At 72.0% G+C, this 19,490-nt stretch carries 17 protein-coding genes; 6 read left to right on the top strand and 11 right to left on the bottom strand.

Annotated features, from left to right (window positions below; translation table 11 throughout):
- Positions 1-432: hypothetical protein (locus tag ACFWW9_RS29085; RefSeq protein ID WP_390384429.1), on the top strand; the 432-nt coding region annotated here is incomplete at its 5' end.
- Positions 433-1,089: 657 nt separating this feature from the next.
- Here the strand turns inward: ACFWW9_RS29085 and ACFWW9_RS29080 are convergent.
- The 11 genes from ACFWW9_RS29080 to ACFWW9_RS29030 all read right to left on the bottom strand — a co-directional run bounded on the left by ACFWW9_RS29080 (position 1,090) and on the right by ACFWW9_RS29030 (position 13,960).
- On the bottom strand, positions 1,090-2,229 hold the full coding sequence (locus ACFWW9_RS29080; RefSeq protein ID WP_390384427.1) for a transcription termination factor Rho, short form: 1,140 nt from the start codon (positions 2,227-2,229) through the stop codon (positions 1,090-1,092).
- Between the two features lie 288 nt (positions 2,230-2,517).
- Positions 2,518-4,857, bottom strand: coding sequence for a glycoside hydrolase family 65 protein (locus tag ACFWW9_RS29075; RefSeq protein WP_390384425.1), 2,340 nt, complete (start codon positions 4,855-4,857; stop codon positions 2,518-2,520).
- Positions 4,854-5,606, bottom strand: a complete 753-nt coding sequence (locus ACFWW9_RS29070; RefSeq protein WP_390384435.1) for an HAD family hydrolase — start codon at positions 5,604-5,606, stop codon at positions 4,854-4,856. Before ACFWW9_RS29070 ends, ACFWW9_RS29075 begins: the two co-directional genes overlap by 4 nt.
- A 117-nt stretch (positions 5,607-5,723) precedes the next feature.
- Positions 5,724-8,135 (bottom strand): TIR domain-containing protein, encoded by a 2,412-nt coding sequence (locus tag ACFWW9_RS29065; protein WP_390384423.1) that lies wholly within the window; start codon positions 8,133-8,135, stop codon positions 5,724-5,726.
- A 69-nt stretch (positions 8,136-8,204) separates the two neighbouring features.
- Complete coding sequence (gene dmpG, locus ACFWW9_RS29060; protein WP_390384421.1) at positions 8,205-9,224, bottom strand: 4-hydroxy-2-oxovalerate aldolase; 1,020 nt, start codon at positions 9,222-9,224, stop codon at positions 8,205-8,207.
- Positions 9,221-10,123, bottom strand: a complete 903-nt coding sequence (locus ACFWW9_RS29055) for an acetaldehyde dehydrogenase (acetylating) (protein ID WP_390384419.1) — start codon at positions 10,121-10,123, stop codon at positions 9,221-9,223. Before ACFWW9_RS29055 ends, dmpG begins: the two co-directional genes overlap by 4 nt.
- Entirely contained in the window at positions 10,120-10,899 is a 780-nt protein-coding gene (locus ACFWW9_RS29050) for a 2-keto-4-pentenoate hydratase (RefSeq protein WP_390384417.1), read from the bottom strand. Before ACFWW9_RS29050 ends, ACFWW9_RS29055 begins: the two co-directional genes overlap by 4 nt.
- A 1-nt stretch (position 10,900) precedes the next feature.
- On the bottom strand, positions 10,901-11,830 hold the full coding sequence (locus tag ACFWW9_RS29045) for a 2,3-dihydroxyphenylpropionate 1,2-dioxygenase (RefSeq protein WP_390384415.1): 930 nt from the start codon (positions 11,828-11,830) through the stop codon (positions 10,901-10,903).
- Positions 11,827-12,705, bottom strand: coding sequence for an alpha/beta fold hydrolase (locus ACFWW9_RS29040; protein WP_390384412.1), 879 nt, complete (start codon positions 12,703-12,705; stop codon positions 11,827-11,829). The genes ACFWW9_RS29045 and ACFWW9_RS29040 overlap by 4 nt, the downstream gene beginning before the upstream one ends.
- Positions 12,702-13,205, bottom strand: a complete 504-nt coding sequence (locus ACFWW9_RS29035; RefSeq protein ID WP_390384410.1) for a cupin domain-containing protein — start codon at positions 13,203-13,205, stop codon at positions 12,702-12,704. The genes ACFWW9_RS29040 and ACFWW9_RS29035 overlap by 4 nt, the downstream gene beginning before the upstream one ends.
- Entirely contained in the window at positions 13,205-13,960 is a 756-nt protein-coding gene (locus ACFWW9_RS29030; RefSeq protein WP_390384408.1) for an SDR family oxidoreductase, read from the bottom strand. Before ACFWW9_RS29030 ends, ACFWW9_RS29035 begins: the two co-directional genes overlap by 1 nt.
- Before the next feature lie 90 nt (positions 13,961-14,050).
- Between ACFWW9_RS29030 and ACFWW9_RS29025 the strand changes: the two genes are divergently transcribed.
- From ACFWW9_RS29025 to ACFWW9_RS29005, 5 genes are all read left to right on the top strand, one after another.
- Positions 14,051-14,818 carry an IclR family transcriptional regulator gene (locus ACFWW9_RS29025; RefSeq protein ID WP_390384406.1) on the top strand — a complete coding sequence of 256 codons (768 nt, stop codon included), beginning with the start codon at positions 14,051-14,053 and terminating at the stop codon, positions 14,816-14,818.
- 98 nt (positions 14,819-14,916) lie between these two features.
- Positions 14,917-15,381: a cupin domain-containing protein gene (locus ACFWW9_RS29020; protein ID WP_390384404.1), complete on the top strand. Its 465-nt coding sequence runs from the start codon at positions 14,917-14,919 to the stop codon at positions 15,379-15,381.
- Entirely contained in the window at positions 15,378-16,910 is a 1,533-nt protein-coding gene (locus ACFWW9_RS29015) for a flavin-containing monooxygenase (protein ID WP_390384402.1), read from the top strand. The genes ACFWW9_RS29020 and ACFWW9_RS29015 overlap by 4 nt, the downstream gene beginning before the upstream one ends.
- 27 nt (positions 16,911-16,937) lie before the next feature.
- The gene (locus ACFWW9_RS29010) at positions 16,938-18,086 is read left to right on the top strand and encodes a serine hydrolase domain-containing protein (protein ID WP_390384433.1); all 1,149 of its coding nucleotides are present in this window, start codon (positions 16,938-16,940) and stop codon (positions 18,084-18,086) included.
- Positions 18,087-18,436: 350 nt separating this feature from the next.
- Complete coding sequence (locus ACFWW9_RS29005) at positions 18,437-19,375, top strand: chitinase (RefSeq protein WP_390384399.1); 939 nt, start codon at positions 18,437-18,439, stop codon at positions 19,373-19,375.
- Positions 19,376-19,490 lie beyond the last annotated feature (115 nt).

Genomic DNA, 19,490 nt, shown 5'->3' with positions numbered 1-19,490 from the left:
GGGTCGCTCCTCGACCCGGCCACGGCCGAAGCCCTGCGCTTGAGCGCGTTGCTGGAAGTCGCGGCGAGAGCCGTGGAGTTGCAGGACCGGGCCGACGAGGTGATCCGCTCGTGCGGCCTGCCGGGCGAGACACCGGGCACGGTGGCCCGCAGGGGCCGCGCGGTGGCGGGCGAGTACGGCCGCCTGTCCGGCTGGGCCGAAGACCTGGCAGCGGACGCGAGATCCGACTCGGTGCCGTGGAGAGTCGCCGCGTTGGTGCGCTACCACTTGGGGATGCTGGACCTGGCGCTGAAACTGGCATTCCCGCGGTACCGCACCGAGAGGCTGGAATGGCGGAGGCGGGCGTTGACCGGGTTGGGGGACCCGGCTCGGGCACTACGCGAGCTCGAAGCGGTGCTGCGGAAGCGGGTGGAGGAGTTGGACGAGGAGTGAGGGGCGGGTCCGCCGGGCCGGGGGCTTGGGTGTCAACGGTCCGTTCGGCGACTAGGGGTGAAGTGGACTCGGCTTCGCGGGCCGGGTGAACGGCCCGTTCGAGGCCAGGCGGCGGTGGTGCGGATGCTGCCGGGTGAACGGTCCGTTCGGCGAATGAGGCGGCGAGCAGCCGAGGGTTGATCGGTGTGAACGGTCCGTTCGGTCGTTGGGCGCCGCTTGGGTTGCCTTGGGGGCGGGGTGAACGGTCCGCTCGGACGCAGAGCGCCGGTTGGTTGCCTTGTGAGCTGGCGAACGGTCCGTTCAGCGAATGTCGGGCGAGCAGCCCACGAGGTTGAGCGGTGTGAACGGTCCATTCAGCTCCACAGGCCCGGCCGAGATGGGGCGAGGGCTGGGTGAAAGGTCCGCTCGGCGCGTGAAGTCTCACGCAGCAAGGGCCGCAGCCTGGGTGAACGGTCCGTTCGGCTGGTGGGGCAGCGTGGGCCAGCGCTTCGCCTGCTGGGTGGCGTGTGGTGGGGCTGGGTGAACGGTCCGTTCGAGGCGAGATTGCGGTGGGTGGCTTGGATGCCGCCGGGGTGAACGGTCCGTTCGGTCGTTGAGTGCTGCTTGGTTTGCCTTGCGGGCCGGGTGAACGGTCCGTTCGGCGTGGGTTGCCGATGGTTATCGGTCCAGTTGGGTGAGGAATTCGATGTTGGTGCGGGTTTTGCGAAGGCCGTCCAACAGGACCTCGATGGACTGTTGGCTGTCTCGGCTGTCCAAGGCGCGGCGTAGTTTGCGGGTTACGGCCAGTTCTTCCGGTGACAGCAGGAGTTCTTCCTTGCGGGTGCCGGACTGTTCCACGTCCACCGCGGGGAAGATGCGTTTTCCGGCGATGCGGCGGTCGAGTTTCAGTTCGGCGTTGCCGGTGCCCTTGTACTCCTCGAAGATCAGGGTGTCGCCCGCGGAACCGGTCTCCACCAACGCCGTGGCGAAGATGGTGAGTGAGCCGCCGTCCTCGATGTTGCGGGCCGCGCCGAGGAACTTCTTGGGTGGTAGCAGGGCGCTGGAGTCGACGCCGCCGGACAGGATGCGACCGGACGCGGGGGCGGCGAGGTTGTAGGCCCTCCCCAGGCGCGTGAGGGAGTCGAGCAGCACGACGACGTCGTGGCCGTCCTCCACCAGGCGCTTGGCGCGTTCGATCGCGAGTTCGGCGATGGCCACGTGGTCGGCGGGGGACTGGTCGAACGTGGACGCGATCACCTCGCCGGGGACGGTGCGCCGCATGTCGGTGACCTCCTCCGGGCGTTCGCCGACCAGCACGACCATCAGGTGGCACTCGGGGTTGTTCTTGCCGATCGCGTGCGCGATGGCTTGCAGCACCGAGGTTTTCCCCGCTTTCGGCGGGGCGACGACCAGGGCGCGCTGGCCCTTGCCGACGGGCATCAGCAGGTCGATCACGCGGGTCGTCAGGAGGTGCGGAGCGGTTTCCAGGCGGAGCCGCTCGGTGGGGTGGATCGGCACCAGGTCGACGAAGTTCTTGCGGGACGACGACTTCGCGCTGTCGCCGCCGTTGACGGTGTCCACTCTGGCCAGTTGGAGCGACTTCTGCCGAGGGGTGCGCGCGGCACCGGTGACGAGGTCGCCGCGGCGCAGGCCGTGCTTGTGCGCGAGCTGCGTGGAGATGACGGGGTCCTTGGGGCCGGGCAGGTAGCCGGACGTGCGCAGGAACGTGGAGTTCCCCCGCACGTCGACGACGCCGGACACGGGGACGAGTTGTTCGACCACCACGGGAACGGGGTCGCGGAGCAGGGTTGACGTCATGGAAAAGTCCTTTCGGGGCAACGGGAAACGTTGCGTTCCGCGACGAATGCGCGGGAGAGGGCCACGACGGGAGGTCGTGGATACAAAGGCCGCAGAAGACCTGGGGCCTGAGGGGAAATCCTGCGGGAGGCTTCGCCATCATCCGCGGAGATTGTGGCCAATGGTAGGCCAACGATCAGAACACCGCAACAGGTCTTCCGGAGACCCACATCACCGAACGTCCGGGCTTGCGAGTCTATTCCCAACGAGGGGGGGTGCCGACGGCCCAAGTCGGCACCCCCCGACGGGCTAGTCCGTGCCGCGGTGCAGGGGCCGCCTGCCGTGCGGCTGCTTGGGCGCGTCGCGGTGCGGCACCGGCGGGATCGGCACCGTGAGGTCCTTGCCCGCCTCGACGACGATGGGCTCGCCGTGGTGCTCCGTCCGGAACGGGCCGCCCGACACGATGCGGTAGGTCGCCGACGTGCGGCCGATCTCCACGGACAGCCGGGTCTCGCGCACGTACATGCGGAACGCCAGCCGGTTCAGCGCCGGGGGCAGGCGCGGGGCGAACGTGACGTGGCCGCCGTGGTCGCGCATCCCGCCGAACCCGGCCACGACCCCGTTCCACGCGCCCGCGAGCGACGCCATGTGGAGTCCGTTGTGGACGTTGTCGTGCAGGTCGTGCAGGTCCGTGAACGCCGCTTCGGCGAGGTAGTCGTAGGCCAGGTCCAGGTGCCCGACCTCGGCCGCCAGCACCGCCTGCGTGCTCGCCGACAACGACGAGTCGCGCACGGTCCTCGCCTCGTAGTAGGCGAAGTTGCGGGCCTTCTGCTCGGCGGTGAACGCGTCGCCGCGCAGGTGCATCGCCAGCACCAGGTCCGCCTGCTTCACGACCTGCGCCCGGTACAGCCCGAAGTACGGGTAGTGCAGCAGCAGCGGGTACTTCTCCGGCGGGGTGCCCTCGAAGTCCCACTCCGCGTGCTCGGTGAAGTCCTCGGACTGCTGGTGCACGCCCAGCAGGGAGTCGAACGGCAGCACCACGTGCTCGGCCGCGTCCCGCCAGGCCGCGATCTCCTCGACGTCCACGCCGAGCCGCTCGGCCACGTCCGTGTGCCGCTCGCAGGAGGCGATGGCCGCGCGCAGGTTCCGCTGGGCGATCAGGTTCGTGTAGACGTTGTTGTCCACGATCGCGGAGTACTCGTCCGGGCCGGTCACGCCGTCGATCCGGAAGCCGCCGCGCTGGTCGTGGTGCCCGAGGGACAGCCACAGCCTGGCCGTCTCCACGAGCAGTTCGACGCCGGACTCGCGTTCGAACTCCCGGTCGCCGGTCGCGTCCACGTACTGGGCCGTGGCGTAGGCGACGTCACCGGACACGTGCATGGCGGCCGTGCCCGCGGGCCAGTAGGCCGAGCACTCCGCGCCGTTGATCGACCGCCACGGGAACGACGCCCCGCGCAGGCCCAGCACCTCGGCGCGCTCCTTCGCCTTGCCCAGCGTCGAGTGCCGCCACCGCAGCGCGTCCCGCGCCGCCTCGGGGACGGTGTAGGTCAACACGGGCAGGACGAACGTCTCCGTGTCCCAGAAGGCGTGGCCGTCGTAGCCGGGACCGGTGAGGCCCTTGCCGGGGATGGCCCGCGACTCGCCGCGCGCCCCCGCCTGGAGGATGTGGAACAGCGCGAAGCGCACGGCCTGCTGGAGGCCCTCGTCGCCGTCCACGTGGATGTCCGCCACGTCCCAGAAGTCGTCCAGGTACCGGCGCTGCTCGGCCAGCAGGCCTTCCCAGCCGGTCTGCCGGGCGCCCGCCAGCGCGGCCTCCACCTGGGCCCGCAGCGCGGGCACGGAACGCTGCCCGGACCACCCGTAGCCGAGGTACTTGGTGAGGCGCAGCGTCTGGCCCGCCTTCACGTCCGCGGCGACGGTGAACCGGGCCAGGTCGTCCTCGACGTGGATGTCGGAGCGCATCCCGTCGTCGACCTCGATCTCGTGGTCCATGCCCGCCGCCATCCGCAGCCCGGACGTGCGCGCGTGGTGCGCCAGCACGGCCCGGCCCCCGTCGGCGTAGCCGAAATCGGCCACGAGGGGGTTCGACAGCGCCACGGCGACCCGCGGGTCGCTCTCGCCGTGCTCCACCGGCTCGTTGGCCAGCAGGTCGGACTGCACGACCAGTTGCGTGTCCTCGGCGACCTCCACCTCGTAGCGGATGGCGGCCACCGCGCGCTGGGTGAACGACACGAGCCGCTCGCTGGTCACCACCAGGCGCTTGCCGGTCGGCGACACCCACTCGGTGCGCCTGCGCAGGGTGCCGGCGCGGAAGTCCAGCACCCGCTCGTGCTCCACGGCGCGGCCGTACCGCATGTCCAGCGGCTCGTCCTCGACCAGCAGTCGGATGATCTTGCCGTCGGTGACGTTGACGATCGTCTGCCCGGCCTCCGGGTAGCCGTACCCCGATTCGCCGTAGGCGAGCGGGTGCTCCTCGTGGAAGCCGTTCAGGTACGTGCCGGGCAGCCCGCGCGGCTCGCCCTCGTCGAGGGTGCCGCGCAGGCCGATGTGGCCGTTGGACAGGGCGAACGTCGACTCCGTCCGACGCAGCTGGTCCACGGCGAGGCCGGTCCAGCGCAGGTGCCACGGCTCGACCGAGTACCCGCTCACCGGGCGGCCAGCAGGTCGGCGAGGTCGGCCACGACGACGTCCGCGCCGTGCTCGATCAAGGCGTCGGCCTGGTTGCCGCGGTTCACGCCCACGACGTGGCCGAAGTCGCCCGCCCGGCCCGCCTCGACGCCCGCCAGCGCGTCCTCGAACACGGCGGCCGCCGCGGGCTCCACGCCCAGCGCCTTCGCGCCCGCCAGGAACGAGTCCGGCGCGGGTTTGCCCCGCAGCCCGTCGCGGGTGAGCACCAGCCCGTCGATCCGGACGTCCACGAACGGCGTCAGGCCCGCCTTCTCCAGGACCAGCTCGCCGTTGGCCGACGCCGTGACGACGCCGATCGGCAGGCCCGCCGCCCGCACGGCCTCCAGGTACCGCACCGAACCGGGGTAGGGCGTGACACCGTCCCGGTCGATGATCGACTCCAGCAGGCGGTTCTTGAGGTTGCCCACGGCGTGGACGCTGCCGTGACCGGGATCATCGTCCGGGTCGCCCTTCGGCAGGTCGATCTTCCGCGACTCGAGGAACTCCCGCACGCCCTCGTAGCGCGGCCTGCCGTCGACGAACCTCAGGTAGTCGGACTCGGTGAACGGCGAGAACCCGTCACCGTCGCGCTCCCGCAGCAGGTCGTCGAACGTCTGCTTCCACGCCCGCTGGTGCACGGCCGCGGTGCTGGTCAGCACCCCGTCCAGGTCGAACAGCACCGCGGTGATCCCGGCGGGCAACCCCACGGCGGAGGCTCCCTGCCCGCTCATGACACCGGCGACCTTGGCCGTGACGACTTCGCCCTCGCTTGACACTCCCGCGCCCCTCCGTCGACAACAGCTCCGCCCGGTCTACCCGACCGGTGGCAGCTTGAACCACCATGGTCCTCAGCAAACCGGACCGAGGTCGATCCCGCTCAGGTAGTCCCGGCGCTCGTCGGGTTCGAGGTCGCCCACGACGCCGCACAGCGAGCGGGCCCACTCGTCGGGGCCGGTGCCCAGCAGGACGATCGCGCCGTCGTCGGTCACGGCGAGCGCCGAGTCCGCGCCCACGCCGACGACCCCGCTCGCCACGAGGAACGGGTCGACCGGGGTGAGGGAGTGGTTGTCGAACTCGCCGATCAGCGCGCCGCTCGCCCGGTCCCACACGAGCAGGCGCGTGCCCCCGGAGTAGTCGCGGCTGGGGATCACCTGCTGGAGCACGACGTCGCCGCCCGCCGCGAACGCCAGGACGTTGCCCGCGGCCCCGCTCCCCGGACCGCCCCGCAGCGGGGTGCGCCCGCCCGTGGTCACGTCCACGACCTCGTTGTCGAACGCGACGAACCGGCCGTCGTCGCTGACCGCCAGCCCGCCGAGGGCGCTGTCGACCCGGAGGTCCCCGACGAGGTCCGCGCCCGACGTCCAGCTCGTCAGGCGGTCGCCGCCGGTCTTCGCCGACTCCAGCACCGCCACCGAGCGGCCCGGCACGGTCACCTGCACGCCGCCGCCGACGGTCGCGGCGACCTCGCGCGTCCGGTCGCCCCCGACGGCGGTGACCGGGCCCGTCGGGTCGACCACCACCGCCACCCCGCCGAGCTGCCGGGTGAACGCGCGGGCGACCTCGACCGGATCCCCGCCGACGGGCTCGGACGCCAGTTCGCGCTGGGACTCGGACTCCCGGACCACGAGCCGGTCGCCGTCGCGGATCGCGAACCTCGTGCCGTCGGGGCTGAACCCGACGAGCTCGCCGTCGAGCGGCCCGGACGCGGGGAACCGGCCGAGGACCCGGCGTTCGGCCACCCGCCACAGCTCGGCCGTCCCCGCCCTGACCACCAGCAGCCACCGCCCGTCCGGGCTCGGCGTGAGGCGCGGCGACTCCACCTTTCCTGGTGCCGGAGCCGGGGCCAGGACGTGGAACCGCAGGTCGACCCGCGGCATCAGGGTGGCCACGTTGCCGTGGGCGTCGACCGCCGCGACCACCGACCCGTCGCGGGAGAGGGAGATCCCGGAGATCACGTCCGGCAGCTCGGCGAGCATCTCGACCGGCGTGGAGTCCGGGCCCAGCAGGACGAGCTGCCCGTTGTCGTCCCCGCGCACGCGGGTGCTCCCGTCTGCGGAGCCCACCTCGGTGCCCGCCGGGGGAGGGCCGCCCGGCGGCCCGTCGCCGGACGAGAGGCGCTGCCGGGTGGCGACGGCCCACGTCTCGGTCGACCCGATCGTGATCACCGTCAGCGTCGTGCCGTCGTCGCCGAACCTGAGCGACGGGCCGAAGCGGTCGGAGTTGTCCGGCGCCTCGCCCAGCGGCCCGAGTTCGCGGCCGCTCGCCACGTCCCACAGCCGGACCTCGCCGGTCCAGCGCGAGCCCACCGCGAGCACCGAGCCGTCCGGGCTGAGCGCCACGGTCCCCGCCCGGCCCGTGTCGTCGCCCGTGTTGCCCGCCACCCCGCCGAGCGCGGGCTCCTGCACCACGTGGCGCACCCGGTGCCGGTTGCGGTCGAGGGACCGCAGCACGCTCTGCCGCGACTGCTCGGCCGCCGGTGCCAGCCGGTACGCGGCCAGCGACAGGCGCGCCGACAGCAGCGGGTCGCGGTCGGCCAACGCGTCCGCCTCCGCGGCGAGCGCGCGGGCGTTCGCCGCGACGGTCTGCCGCACGGCCTCGTCGCGCTGCCGGACGGCGAACAGCCCCAGCACGGCCGAGACGACCAGCAGCACGACGAGGGTCGCGACGGCGCCCGCGCGGACCCGGTTCGCCACGCGGTGCTGGACGATGTCGACGCTGTCCAGGTCGTCCGGCGCGACGCCGTGGACGGGCGAGGCGATCTTGCACACCGCGGCCCGGAACTCGGCGTTGCGCAAGGACAGCGCGGTGTCCCTGCGGGCCCCGTCCAGGCGCACCCACAGCGGCTCGTCGGTGAACCACCCGCCGAGCAGCCGGGGCAGGGCCGTCGTGACCTCCCAGTCGAAGTCCCCGGCCTCCTCGTCCCACGCGACCTCGCCGTCGGTCACCACGATCAGGAACGTGCTCGGGTCGGTCCGGCGCCTGCGGAACTCGACCTCCTTGGCCACCCACCGCGACGCGGCCGATTCCGGGGAGGCCACCAGGACGAAGAACCGCGACCCGCGCAGCCCCTCCTCGATGCTCGCCCAGAGCCGGGGAGTCGCCGACAGGCTGGTGTCGTCGCGGAACACCCGCAGGGCCCGCACCCGGTACCAGGGCTTGGCCAGGCGGTGCAGGCCGTGCTGGAGCGCGACGGCCACCGGGCGGTCCGCCGCGTGGCTGTAGGAGATGAAGACGTCGTGCCCGGACTGGTGCGTCGCCATGGCCGGATCCCGTCGGCTGCCGAACCCCCGAGCATAGGGCAGAACCGGTGCCCGCCAAGGCTTTCCGGGTCAGGTCGAGGAGTCGGTCTTGACCATGCCGAGCGCGATGTCGGCCAGCATGTCCTCCTGGCCGCCGACCAGTCCGCGCCCGCCCGCCTGGAGCAGGAGCGCCCGGACGTCCACGCCGTAGGTGGCCGCCGCGGCCTCGGCGTGGCGCAGGAAGCTGGAGTACACGCCCGCGTAGCCGAGGGTCAGGGTCTCGCGGTCCACCCGCACCGGCCGGTCCTGGAGCGGGCGCACCAGGTCGTCGGCGGCGTCCTGCAACGCGAACAGGTCGCAGCCGTGGTCCCAGCCCTCCAGGGTGGCCACGGCGATGAACGGCTCGATCGGGCAGTTGCCCGCGCCGGCCCCGTGCCCCGCCAGCGAGGCGTCCACGCGGGTCGCGCCCTCCTCGGCCGCGGCCAGCGAGTTGGCGACCGACAGGGACAGGTTCTCGTGGGCGTGGACGCCGATCTCGGTGGCGGGGTCCAGCACCTCGCGGTAGGCCCGGACCCGGTCGCGCACGCCGGTGACGGTCAGCCTGCCGCCCGAGTCGGTCACGTACACGCAGTGCGCGCCGTAGGACTCCATCAGCTTCGCCTGGCGGGCCAGTTCGGCAGGCCGGGCCAGGTGGCTCATCATCAGGAAGCCCGCGACGTCCATGCCCAGCGAGCGCGCGGTGTCGATGTGCTGCGCGGCGACGTCGGCCTCGGTGCAGTGGGTCGCCACGCGGACCGAGCGGACCCCCATGGCGTGGGCGCGGCGCAGGTCCGCGACCGTGCCGATGCCGGGGAGCAGCAGGGTCGTGAGGCGGGCCGTGGAGACGACCTCCGCCACCGCCTCGATCCACTCCCAGTCGGTGTTGCTGCCGGGGCCGTAGACGAGGCTGCCGCCGGAGAGGCCGTCGCCGTGGGCGACCTCGATGGCGTCCACGCCCGCCGCGTCCAGCGCGGCGGCGATCTCGGCCGCCTTGGCCGGGCTGATCCGGTGGCGGGTGGCGTGCATGCCGTCCCGCAGGGTCACGTCCTGGATGTACAGCCTCCTGGTCACCGGGTCGCCTCCGCGATGCGTTCGGCCACCCGCAGGGCGGCCGAGGTCATGATGTCGAGGTTCCCCGCGTACGCCGGGAGGTAGTGGGCCGCGCCCTCCACCTCCAGGAACACGCTCACCCGGTGCGTCACGCGGCGGTCGCCCACGAGCGTGTGCACGGGCCCGTCGACGGGGGTGACCTGGACCGGGCGCTTGAGGCGGTAGCCGGGGACGTAGGTCGAGACCTCCTTGACCATCCGCTCCACCGCGTGCGTCACGGCGGCTTGGTCGGGGTCCTCCACGAGGCAGAACACCGTGTCGCGCATGACCAGCGGCGGCTCGGCGGGGTTGAGGACGATGACCGCCTTGCCGCGGGAGGCCCCGCCGACCGACTCGATCGCGGCGGCCGTGGTCTCGGTGAACTCGTCGATGTTCGCGCGGGTGCCGGGACCGGCCGACTTGGACGCGATGGAGGCGACGATCTCCGCGTAGGGCACGGGGGTCACGCCCGCGACGGCCGCCACCACAGGGATGGTCGCCTGGCCGCCGCAGGTGACCATGTTGAGGTTCGGGGCGGTCAGGTGCTCCTCCAGGTTCACCGCGGGCACGACGAACGGGCCGATGGCCGCCGGGGTGAGGTCGACCAGGCGGACGCCGAACGGGGCCAGCGCGGCGGCGTTGGCGTGGTGCGCCTTGGCGGACGTGGCGTCGAAGACGATCCGCACGTCCTGGAAGTCCGGCATCCGCAGCAGGCCCTCCACGCCGTCGGACGTGGTCGGGACGCCGAACCTGGCCGCCCGCGCGAGGCCGTCGGAGTCGGGGTCGATGCCGACCAGCGCGGCCATCTCCAGGTCGCTGCGCAGCACCTTGACCATCAGGTCGGTGCCGATGTTGCCCGACCCGATCACGGCGACCTTCACGACGCGCCTCCGGTGAACAGGGCGGCCACGTCGCCCAGACCGCTGATGTGCGCCCGGAAGTGGTCGCCGGGGGCCACCGGCACCATCGGGCCCAGCGCGCCGGAGAGGACCACCTCGCCCGCGCGCAGCGGACGGCCGCGGTCGCGGGCGGTCCTGGCCAGCCAGGCGACGGCCAGCAGCGGATCGCCCAGGCAGTCCGCGCCCGTCCCCTTGGACACGACCTCGTCGCCGCGGGTCATCGTCATGGCGCACGACGTGAGGTCGGTCAGCGGGACGGGTTCCGACCCCAGCACGAAGAGGCCGGACGAGGCGTTGTCGGCGACCGTGTCGACGATGCGGATGTCCCAGTCCGCCACCCGGCTGTCCACGATCTCCAACGCCGCCACGACGTGGCCGGTCGCCGCGGCGACCTCCTCCGGGCCGATCTCGGCACCGGTGAGGTCGTGGGCCAGGACGAAGGCGACCTCGGCCTCGATCTTCGGCTGCATCAGGCGGGTGACGTCCACGGGCACGCCCTCCGGGCACACCATGTCGTCCAGCAGGAAGCCGAAATCGGGCTGGTCCACGCCCAACTGACGCTGCACGGTCGGGTTCGTGAGGCCGATCTTGCGGCCGACGACCACCGAGCCGGTCGCGATCCGCTCGGACAGCCACGTCGTCTGCACGGCGTAGGCCGCGTCGACGTCGTCGGCGGGCAGCAGCTCGCGGACCGGGGGACAGGGGCGGTGGGCCGCTCGCGCGGAGGCCAGGCGCAGGTACGCCTCGGACGACGTCATGTCAGCGCACCTCGAAGCTCGTGCCGATGCCCATGCCGGTGATCCACTCCGGCACCGGTTCGTAACTGGTCCACCGCAACGGCTGCCCCACGGCGGCCTGGCCGATCAGCCAGGCGCGGATCTCGTGGCCGCCGCTGCCCGCGTTGTCCTCGAGGACCGCGTCGCCCAGCGCCGTGATCGGCGCGCTGTCGGCGGCCGAGAGCTGCTTGAGGAACCAGTCGTCCCACTCGGCGTTGACGCGGGCGTCGGGGTTGCCGCCCATCGCCCGCACCCTCGGCTCCCGCGCGGCGGTGAACGCGTGCACGTCCTTGCGGCCGTGGATGACCGCCGCCCGCCGCTCGCCGTCGACCTCGCGCGGGTCGTTGGACGGCAGCCAGTGCGACAGCCCCCCGCTGGCCACGACCAGCACCCGGCCCGCGAACGCCGACGAGCGGATCGCCTCGCCCAGCGCCTCGCCGAGCCGCACGCAGCGCTCCATGCTCGGCAACGGCGGCGCGGCCGTGTTGACCACCAGCGGCACCAGCGGGATCGGCGTGCCGCCGGACACCATCTCGTAGCTCTGCACGATCCCGTGGTCGACGGTCAGCGAGTACGACAGCGACAGGTCGAAGCCGTCGGCGGCCAGCCCGTCGCGGATCGACCACGCGAGCTGCGAGGCGATCGGCAGCGGACCCGACCGGCTGTCGAAGTCGCCGAACCCGATGGCCTCCTCGACGCCGAGCACGAACGGCGGCATCACGTCGTAGAAGTTGGCGTGGAAGTGGTCGGGCCCGATGACGACGACCGCGTCCGGCGCGAGGTCCGCCACGGCCGCGGCCACGCGGTCGGCGTCGGCCAGGAACGCGCCGCCGGGCTGCGACGGGTCGGTCGGCGGGGTCATGGTGGCGAAGGGGGAGTGGGACATGCCCACGAAACCGATGATCTCGCTCATGCCGGGTCCTTCGCGAGGACGAGGAAGTCGTGGTGGCACCTCAGGTACTCGTCGGGCTTCTCCCACTGCGGCCAGTGCCCGGCGTCGGCGATCACGTGCAGGCGCGCGTCGGGCAGCCACTCCAGCAGCATGTCTGCCTCGTCGAGCCCGCCCGTGGGGTCGTGCTCGGTCCACAGCAGCAACGTCGGCGCGACCACCTTGCCGACCCACGACGGGTCCCAGGCGAAGTCCTTGCGCACCACGGGGTCCTGGAGCACCAGGGTGTTCTCGATGGCCTGGACGAAACCGGGTCGGGTGTAGACCTGGCGGCGCAGGTTGACCAGCTCGTCGGTGACCATCTCCTTGTGGTGGAACAGGAACTCGACGCGGCGGCGCACGGTCTCGTCGCTGGGGTCCCGCACGGCGGCCCTGGTGCTGTCGCGCATCTTGACCATGACGTCGGGCTTGTTGGCGATGTTGCCCGGCGTGTTCAGCACCAGCCTGCCGACCCGCTCCGGGTGGTGCGCGGCGGTCCACGCCACGACCCACCCGCCGAGCGACTCGCCGGACAGGTGCGCCGAGTCGATGCCGAGCGCGTCCATCAGCCCCACGAGGTGGTCCGACAGCACGTCGATCGTGTACGGGAAGTCCGGCAGGTCCGACCAGCCGTGGCCGACCATGTCGTACGCGGTGACGCGGAAGTCGTTGGCCAGCCCGGCGATGTCCCGCGCGTAGGCCTCCAGATGACCACCGGTGCCGTGCAACAGGATCAGGTCCGGCCCGGACCCGGCCTGCAACACCCTGGTCCGGACCCCGCCGACGTGCACGTGGCGCAGCTCGTGGTCGACGTCGGCCAGTTCGCCCCAGACGCTGACGTGCGCGGGCAGGTCGCTCATGAGGTCTCCTCCTTGAAGCGGGCGCGGGCCTCGGCGAGGGTCGCTAGGCCGGCGCTCTGCCGTCGGCCCACGCCCAGGGCGTTGAGGAGCCGGGAGTTCTCGATGGTGAGGAACTCGACCGGGTGGTCGGTGGAGTCGTTGTAGTGCCGGTGCCACGTCCACGGCGGCGTGTAGATGAAGTCGCCCGTCGACCAGGTCTCGGTCTCGTCCTCGACCTCGCTGTGGCCGTCGCCGGAGATGACGTAGTGCACCGTCTCGTGGTGGTGGCGCTGCATGTCGGACGTGAGGCCCGGCGGGATGGTCTGGCGGAAGATCTCGAACGTCGCGGTCGGCAGCTTCCCCGCGATGGACAGCGTCGTGGGGTTGTGGACCTGCGCGGCGGGCAGGGTCTCCAGCTCGGCCGCGCGCACGACCACCGGGCGCAACGTGCTGGGGCGCACGGTGTCCGCGATCGCGCCGAGGAACTCGGCCATGCTGAAGTCCGGTCCGGACTGGGCCATCAGATCGTCTCCGTTCGTCCGCCGTCGACCGCCAGGACGGTCCCGTTCACGTAGCTCGCCGCCTCCGACGCCAGGAACGCCACGGCGGCCCCGACCTCGTCGGGTTCCCCGGCCCGGCCCGCCGGGATGCTCGCGGTGTCCGAAGCGGCCAGGTCCTCGTAGGAGCGGCCCGACGCCGCGGCGCGGTTCTCCAGCACCTGCCTGCGCCGCTCGGTCGCCGTGGCGCCGGGGGCGACGCAGTTCACCGTCACGCCCTCGGCCGCGAACTCCCGCGAGAGCAGCTTCGCCGCCGACGTGACGGCCGCGCGCAGCACGACCGACGCCGCGAGGTCCGGCTGCGGCTGGCGCACGGCCGTGGACGTCACGAACACCACCCGCCCGAACCCGCGCTCGGCCATGCGGGGCAGCGCGAGCCGGGCCAGCCGCAGCGGGCCGAGGAGCAGCAGTTCGAACGCCCGCTGCCACTGCTCGTCGCCGACGTCGAGGATCCGGCCGGGCGGCGGTCCGCCGGAGTTGAGCACCAGCACGTCCAGCGCCCCGGACCGGTCCTCGACGAACGCGAGCGCGGCCTTGGCGGCGTCCGGGTCGGCCACGTCGTTCACGAGCGGGTGCACGGCGGCGCCGGTGCGCTCCCGCAGCGCCGCCGCGGCGGCGTCGAGCACGTCGGCCCGGCGGCCGGTGATCACGACCTGGTGACCCGCTCGTGCCAGGCGCTCGGCGGCGGCGTGGCCGATGCCCGCGCCGCCACCTCCCACTAGTGCGGTCCGCGTGGTGCTGATGGTTTCCCCCTGTGGTGGTCGTCCCGACCGGGTTAGCCTGACCCGTGTGCACTCGGGGAGCCAACGATGAGTCCCGCTGAGCGGGACGGCAGTTCGGAGGGGATGGGCGGGCTGGACCGCGCCGCCGCGATCCTCGGCGCGTTCGACGCCACGCACCGGGAGCTGACGCTCGCCGCGCTGGTCGCCCGCTGCGGGATGCCGCGCTCGACCACGCACCGCACCGCCGACCGGATGATCAAGCTCGGCTGGCTGGACAAGCCGAAGGACCGCTACCGGATCGGGAACCGGCTGTTCGAGATCTCGGGCCTGGTGCCCATCCGCCACGAGCTGCGCGAAGCCGTGCTGCCGTTCCTCCAGGACCTGTACAACGCGACCAGGACCACGGTGCAGCTCGGCGTGCTCAAGGGCGCGGAGGTGCTGGTCGTGGAGAAGATCACCGGCCACCAGCCCATGCCGATGCTCTCGCAGGTGGGCGGCTCGATCCCGGCGCACTGCTCCGCGCTCGGCAGGGCGATCCTGGCCTACTCCGACCCGGACACCGTGTCGGGGGTCCTCTCGGCGGGACTCGTGCCGCGGACCCCGCGCACGCTGACGACCGAGGTGGCCGTGCTGCGCGAGCTGGCGGCGATCCCGCACCGCGGGTGGGCGGTCGACCGCGAGGAGGGCAACATCGGGGTCAACTGCGTCGCCGCGCCGCTGTTCGGGCCGCTCGGGGACGTCGTGGCGGCGCTGTCGGTCACCGGTCCGACGGCGCTCGTCCGAGCCGACCGGATCGGGCCCGCGGTGCGCCTCGCCGCTGCCGCCGCGTCACGGGCGTACGCCAGCCGCCGGTGAGGAAACCGTCCCGGTGAGCGGGACGGCGAGTTGGCGGATGCCCCGGCCTGCCCCAGGCTGTGACCGCTGGCACACCGACCACCACGAAGGAGCCCACGGTGACACTGGGCGGCGGCTACCTGCTCCCCTCCCGCGAAGGCCACGCCATCGCGGCGATCGGGCTCGGCATCACGATGAAGACCGACGGGAAGTCCACCAGGGACGCCTACTCGATGTTCGAGTACACCGTCCCGCCGGAGACGAACGGCCCGCCCGCGCACGTCCACACCCGTGAGGACGAGTCGTTCGTCTGCCTCGCGGGCAAGCTCGACGTGAGCCTCGGCGGCGAGGAGTTCACCATCGGGCACGGCGACTTCCTGTTCCTGCCCCGCGACGTGGTGCACGCGTTCCGCAACCCGTACGCGGAGGAGTCGCGGGTCGTGTCCGTCGTGTCGCCCGCCGGGCTGGAGCGGTACTACCAGGCGCTGGCGGACATGCCGCCCGGCCCGAAGGACATGGGGCTGATCAAGACGATCATGGCCGACTTCGGCATCGAGATGCAGCTCCCGAAGGAGGACCGATGAGGGTCGCCGTCATCGGGGCGGGCGTGGCCGGTCTGACGACGGCCAAGGTGCTGCTCCAGGCCGGTCACGACGTGCTCGTGTACGACAAGACGCCGGACGTGGGCGGGGTGTGGAGCGAGACCCGCCGGTACCCCGGCGTGACGACGCAGAGCTCCAAGGCCCAGTACTCGCTGTCGGACTTCCCGATGCCGAAGCACTACCCCGAGTGGCCGACGGGCAAGCAGGTCCAGGAGTACTTCGCCGCCTACGCCGCCGAGTACGGGGTCGACCGCGTGCTGCGGCTGAACACCGAGGTCACCAGCGCGACGCGCGGTGTCGACGGCCGGTGGACGGTGGAGACCGCGGCGGGCGCGGAGGTGTTCGACCGGCTGGTCGTGGCCAACGGCGTGTTCTGCGAACCGCTGGTGCCCGCGTACCCCGGCGTGGAGGAGTTCACCGCCGCGGGCGGGCGGCTGCTCGCCGGGACGGAGTTCCACGACGCCGAGGAGGCGCGGGACAGGCACGTGCTGGTCGTCGGCTACGGCAAGTCGGCCTGCGACGTGACCGTGCCCATCAGCGGCGTGGCCGCGAGCACCGACGTGATCGCCCGCCAGCTGCTGTGGAAGGTGCCGCGCAAGATCGCGGGCGTGCTGAACTTCAAGATGCTGCTGCTCACCAGGATGGGTGAGGCGCTGTTCCGCTACCTGCGGCTGCGCGGCTTCGAGAAGTTCCTGCACGGGCCGGGCAACGGCCTGCGCCGGAACATGCTGAACTCGGTCGGCTCGGTGTCGGTGCGGCAGTTCAAGCTGAAGGAGCTGGGCCTGGTGCCGCCGGGGCACATGGAGGACATCGTCCGCGGGGCCATCGGCCTCGCGTCCGAGGGCTTCTTCGAGGGCGTCGCCGAGGGCCGCATCACCGTGCACCGAGACCAGACCATCACCCGGCTGTTCGCCCGCGACGGGAAGCCGTTCGCCGAGCTGGCCGACGGCTCGACCCTGCCCGCCGACCTGGTCGTCTGCGCCACCGGCTTCGGCCAGGGCGTGCCGTTCCTGGCCGACGACGTGCAGGGGAAGCTGTTCGACGAGCGCGGCAACTTCCTGCTGTACCGGCAGATCCTGCCGCTGGGCGTCCCCGGCCTGTACTTCAACGGGTACAACTCGTCGTTCTTCAGCCCGTTGAACGCCGAGATGGCCGCCGTGTGGATCGCCGCCGCGCTGGCCGACGCCGTGCCGCTGCCCGACCCGGCCGAGATGCGGCGGGCGGTTGTGGACCAGTTGGCGTTCATGGACGCCGCCACCGACCGCCACCACTGCCGGGGCACCAAGATCATCCCGTTCTCGATGCACAACGTGGACGAGGTGCTCGGCGACCTCGACCTGGACATCAAGGCGCGCGTCCGGGCGTCGCACTGGCTCAACCCGATCGACCCGGCCGCCTACCGGGGCGTCACCCCGGCGCTGGTCGCCCGGTTGGCGACCCCGGAACCCGAGGCGCAGGTACTGGCCTTCACCCCGTCGGTCGAGGAGTCGGAGCGCAACGTCGCAGGTTGACGACGTAGAGTCACCCGTGTGACAGGGATGCGCGCTGTGGTGGTCGGCGCGGTGCTGTGCCTCGCGGCCTGCACCGCCGAACCCTCATCCGCGCCTGCCCCGTCCGCCTCCTCGGCGGCCCCGTCGTCGGCCTCGCCGACCGCCGCGCCCTCGTCGGCGGCGAGCGCCGCGCCGGTGCCCGCCACGCCGGACGGCGGCAGGCTCGACGAGTACCTGACCGGGATGACGGGGGAGCAGCTGTTCCGCGGCGCGGTCGAGGTGCGGCGCGGTGACCAGCTGCTGCTGCGCAAGGGGTACGGCGTCGCGGACGTGGAGGCGGGCACGCCGATCGTCCCGGACACCCGGTTCGAGATCGGGTCGATCACCAAGCAGTTCACCGCCGTGGCGATCCTGCGCCTCCAGGAGCAGGGCAAGCTGCGGGTCACCGAACCGGTGTGCGCGTACCTGCCGGGCTGCCCGGAGACGTGGGCGGAGATCACCGTCGCCGAGCTGATGGACCACACGTCCGGGCTCTACAACTACACCGAGGCAGGCGAGGAGGAGGCGGCGCGCTTCAACGGCCGCGTCGTCGCCCCGGCGGAACTGGTGTCCTACGTGGCTGGGAAGCCACTGGACTTCCCGCCGGGAACCCGGTGGAAGTACAGCAACTCCGGGTACGTGGTGCTCGGGCTGGTGGTGGAGCGGCTGTCCGGGATGGACTACGGGACGTTCCTGCGCCGCCAGCTGTTCGACGCCCTCGGCATGCGCGACACCCGCTACGACGGCGGCGTTCCGCCGCGCGCCAAGGGGTACACGGACTGGACGACCCCCGGCGAGGACGACCCGTCGCTGTACTACGCGGCGGGCGGCCTGCTCTCCACGACCGGCGACCTGGCCAAGTGGAACGCCTTCCTGCTCAGCGGGAAACCCGCGCTGCTCAACGCCGACTCGCTGGCGGACATGGTCAAGCCCCACGCCCAGATCCCCGGCACGGCGGTGGGCTACGGCTACGGCATCGAGATCCACGACAGCGGCCCCGCCCTGACGTACTACCACGGCGGCCTGGTCACGGGGTTCCGCTGCGCCAACAGCATCCGCCCGTCGACCCGCCTGTCGATCACCGTGCTGACCAACATGACGTCCGTCGACCCCGCGTCCGTGGCGACGCACCTGGCCGAACTCGCCGACAGCGTCTGACCGGCGTCGGGCACCCACCGCGGTCCGACGGCCACCGCCCTGGCGACCGTCCGAACGGCAAGCGCTGTCCACCGAGAGGCGCCTGATCTGCGCGGGCCGCGGGGCCGTGGTGTGATCGTTCCAGCGGCGGCCGGACGTTCGGCATCGCCGCCATCGGTGTGCCCTCCGCGCCCGGCTGGTCCGCGTTCGCATCGGCGACCGGAACTCGAATTACCGGACTGGCCCTCTTGACATTTCCCATTGGTCTAGTCCAGTTTTGGTGGTGCTGACGTGGTCAGCCGCTTTCCGTCCGAATGCCGCCTGGGTCGGGGAGTGGGTTCCGTGCACCCTGCATGTCCGGAGGACCGAAAATGAAAATCTTGGGGCGGATTCTCGTCGCCGTGGCGGTCGCAACGTCGACGGTCGGATTGGCTCCCGTGGCCAATGCCGCGGTGGATCCCGTTCTCGCCGCGCCCTACCTGTACCAGTGGGACAGCCCGCCGAACCCGGTTTCGGTGATGAACGCGACCGGGGTCAAGTCGTTCACGCTGGCGTTCGTGCTGAGCAACGGCAACTGCAACCCGCAGTGGGACGGCAACCGGTCCCTGACCGGCGCGGACATCACCCGCGTCAACCAGATCCGGGCGGCGGGCGGTGACGCGGTCCCGTCGATCGGCGGCTGGTCGGGCAACAAGCTCGGGCCCACCTGCTCGTCGGCGTCGGCGCTCGCGGCGGCGTACCAGAAGGTCATCAACGCCGGCCAGTTCAAGGCGATCGACCTGGACATCGAGAACACCGACGAGTTCCAGAACGCCACCGTCCAGGACCGCATCCTGGGCGCGGTGAAGATCGTCAAGCAGAACAACCCCGGCCTGCGGGTCGTCATCACCATCGGCACCGAGGTCTCCGGCCCGGAGACCTGGGGCCAGCGCATCATCCAGCGGTCCAAGGACCTGGGCGCGAACGTCGACCAGTGGGCCGTCATGCCGTTCGACTTCAGCAGCGGCGGCGACATGCCCGGCAAGACGAAGAGCGCCGTGACCGGCCTGAAGAACAAGCTCAAGTCGGTCTTCGGCCTCACGGACGACGCCGCGTGGCGCAAGTCCGGCCTGTCGTCGATGAACGGCAACACCGACAACGCCGGTGAGGTCGTCTCGGTCAACGACTACCGGGCCATCCGGGACTGGGCGCGGACCGTGCACCTCGGTCGGCTCTCGTTCTGGGCGGTCAACCGCGACTGCAACCAGTGCGCGGGCGTGAACCAGGCGAAGTGGGAATTCACCTCGATCACCGCGAACTACACCGGCTGATCCCTTGTCGGAAGTGGGGCCCCCCCCCCGGCCGGGGGGGCCCCGAGCGGGTGGCGGGGAATTTGGGGAAAAAAGATTGTTTGTGTTTTTAAAAAAAAAAAAGCCACCACACCGA

The organism is Umezawaea sp. NPDC059074, assembly GCF_042738955.1.
Lineage (GTDB): Bacteria > Actinomycetota > Actinomycetes > Mycobacteriales > Pseudonocardiaceae > Umezawaea.
Note: the sequence above shows the minus strand (reverse complement) of the source record. Positions and strands in the feature narration are given on the sequence as shown.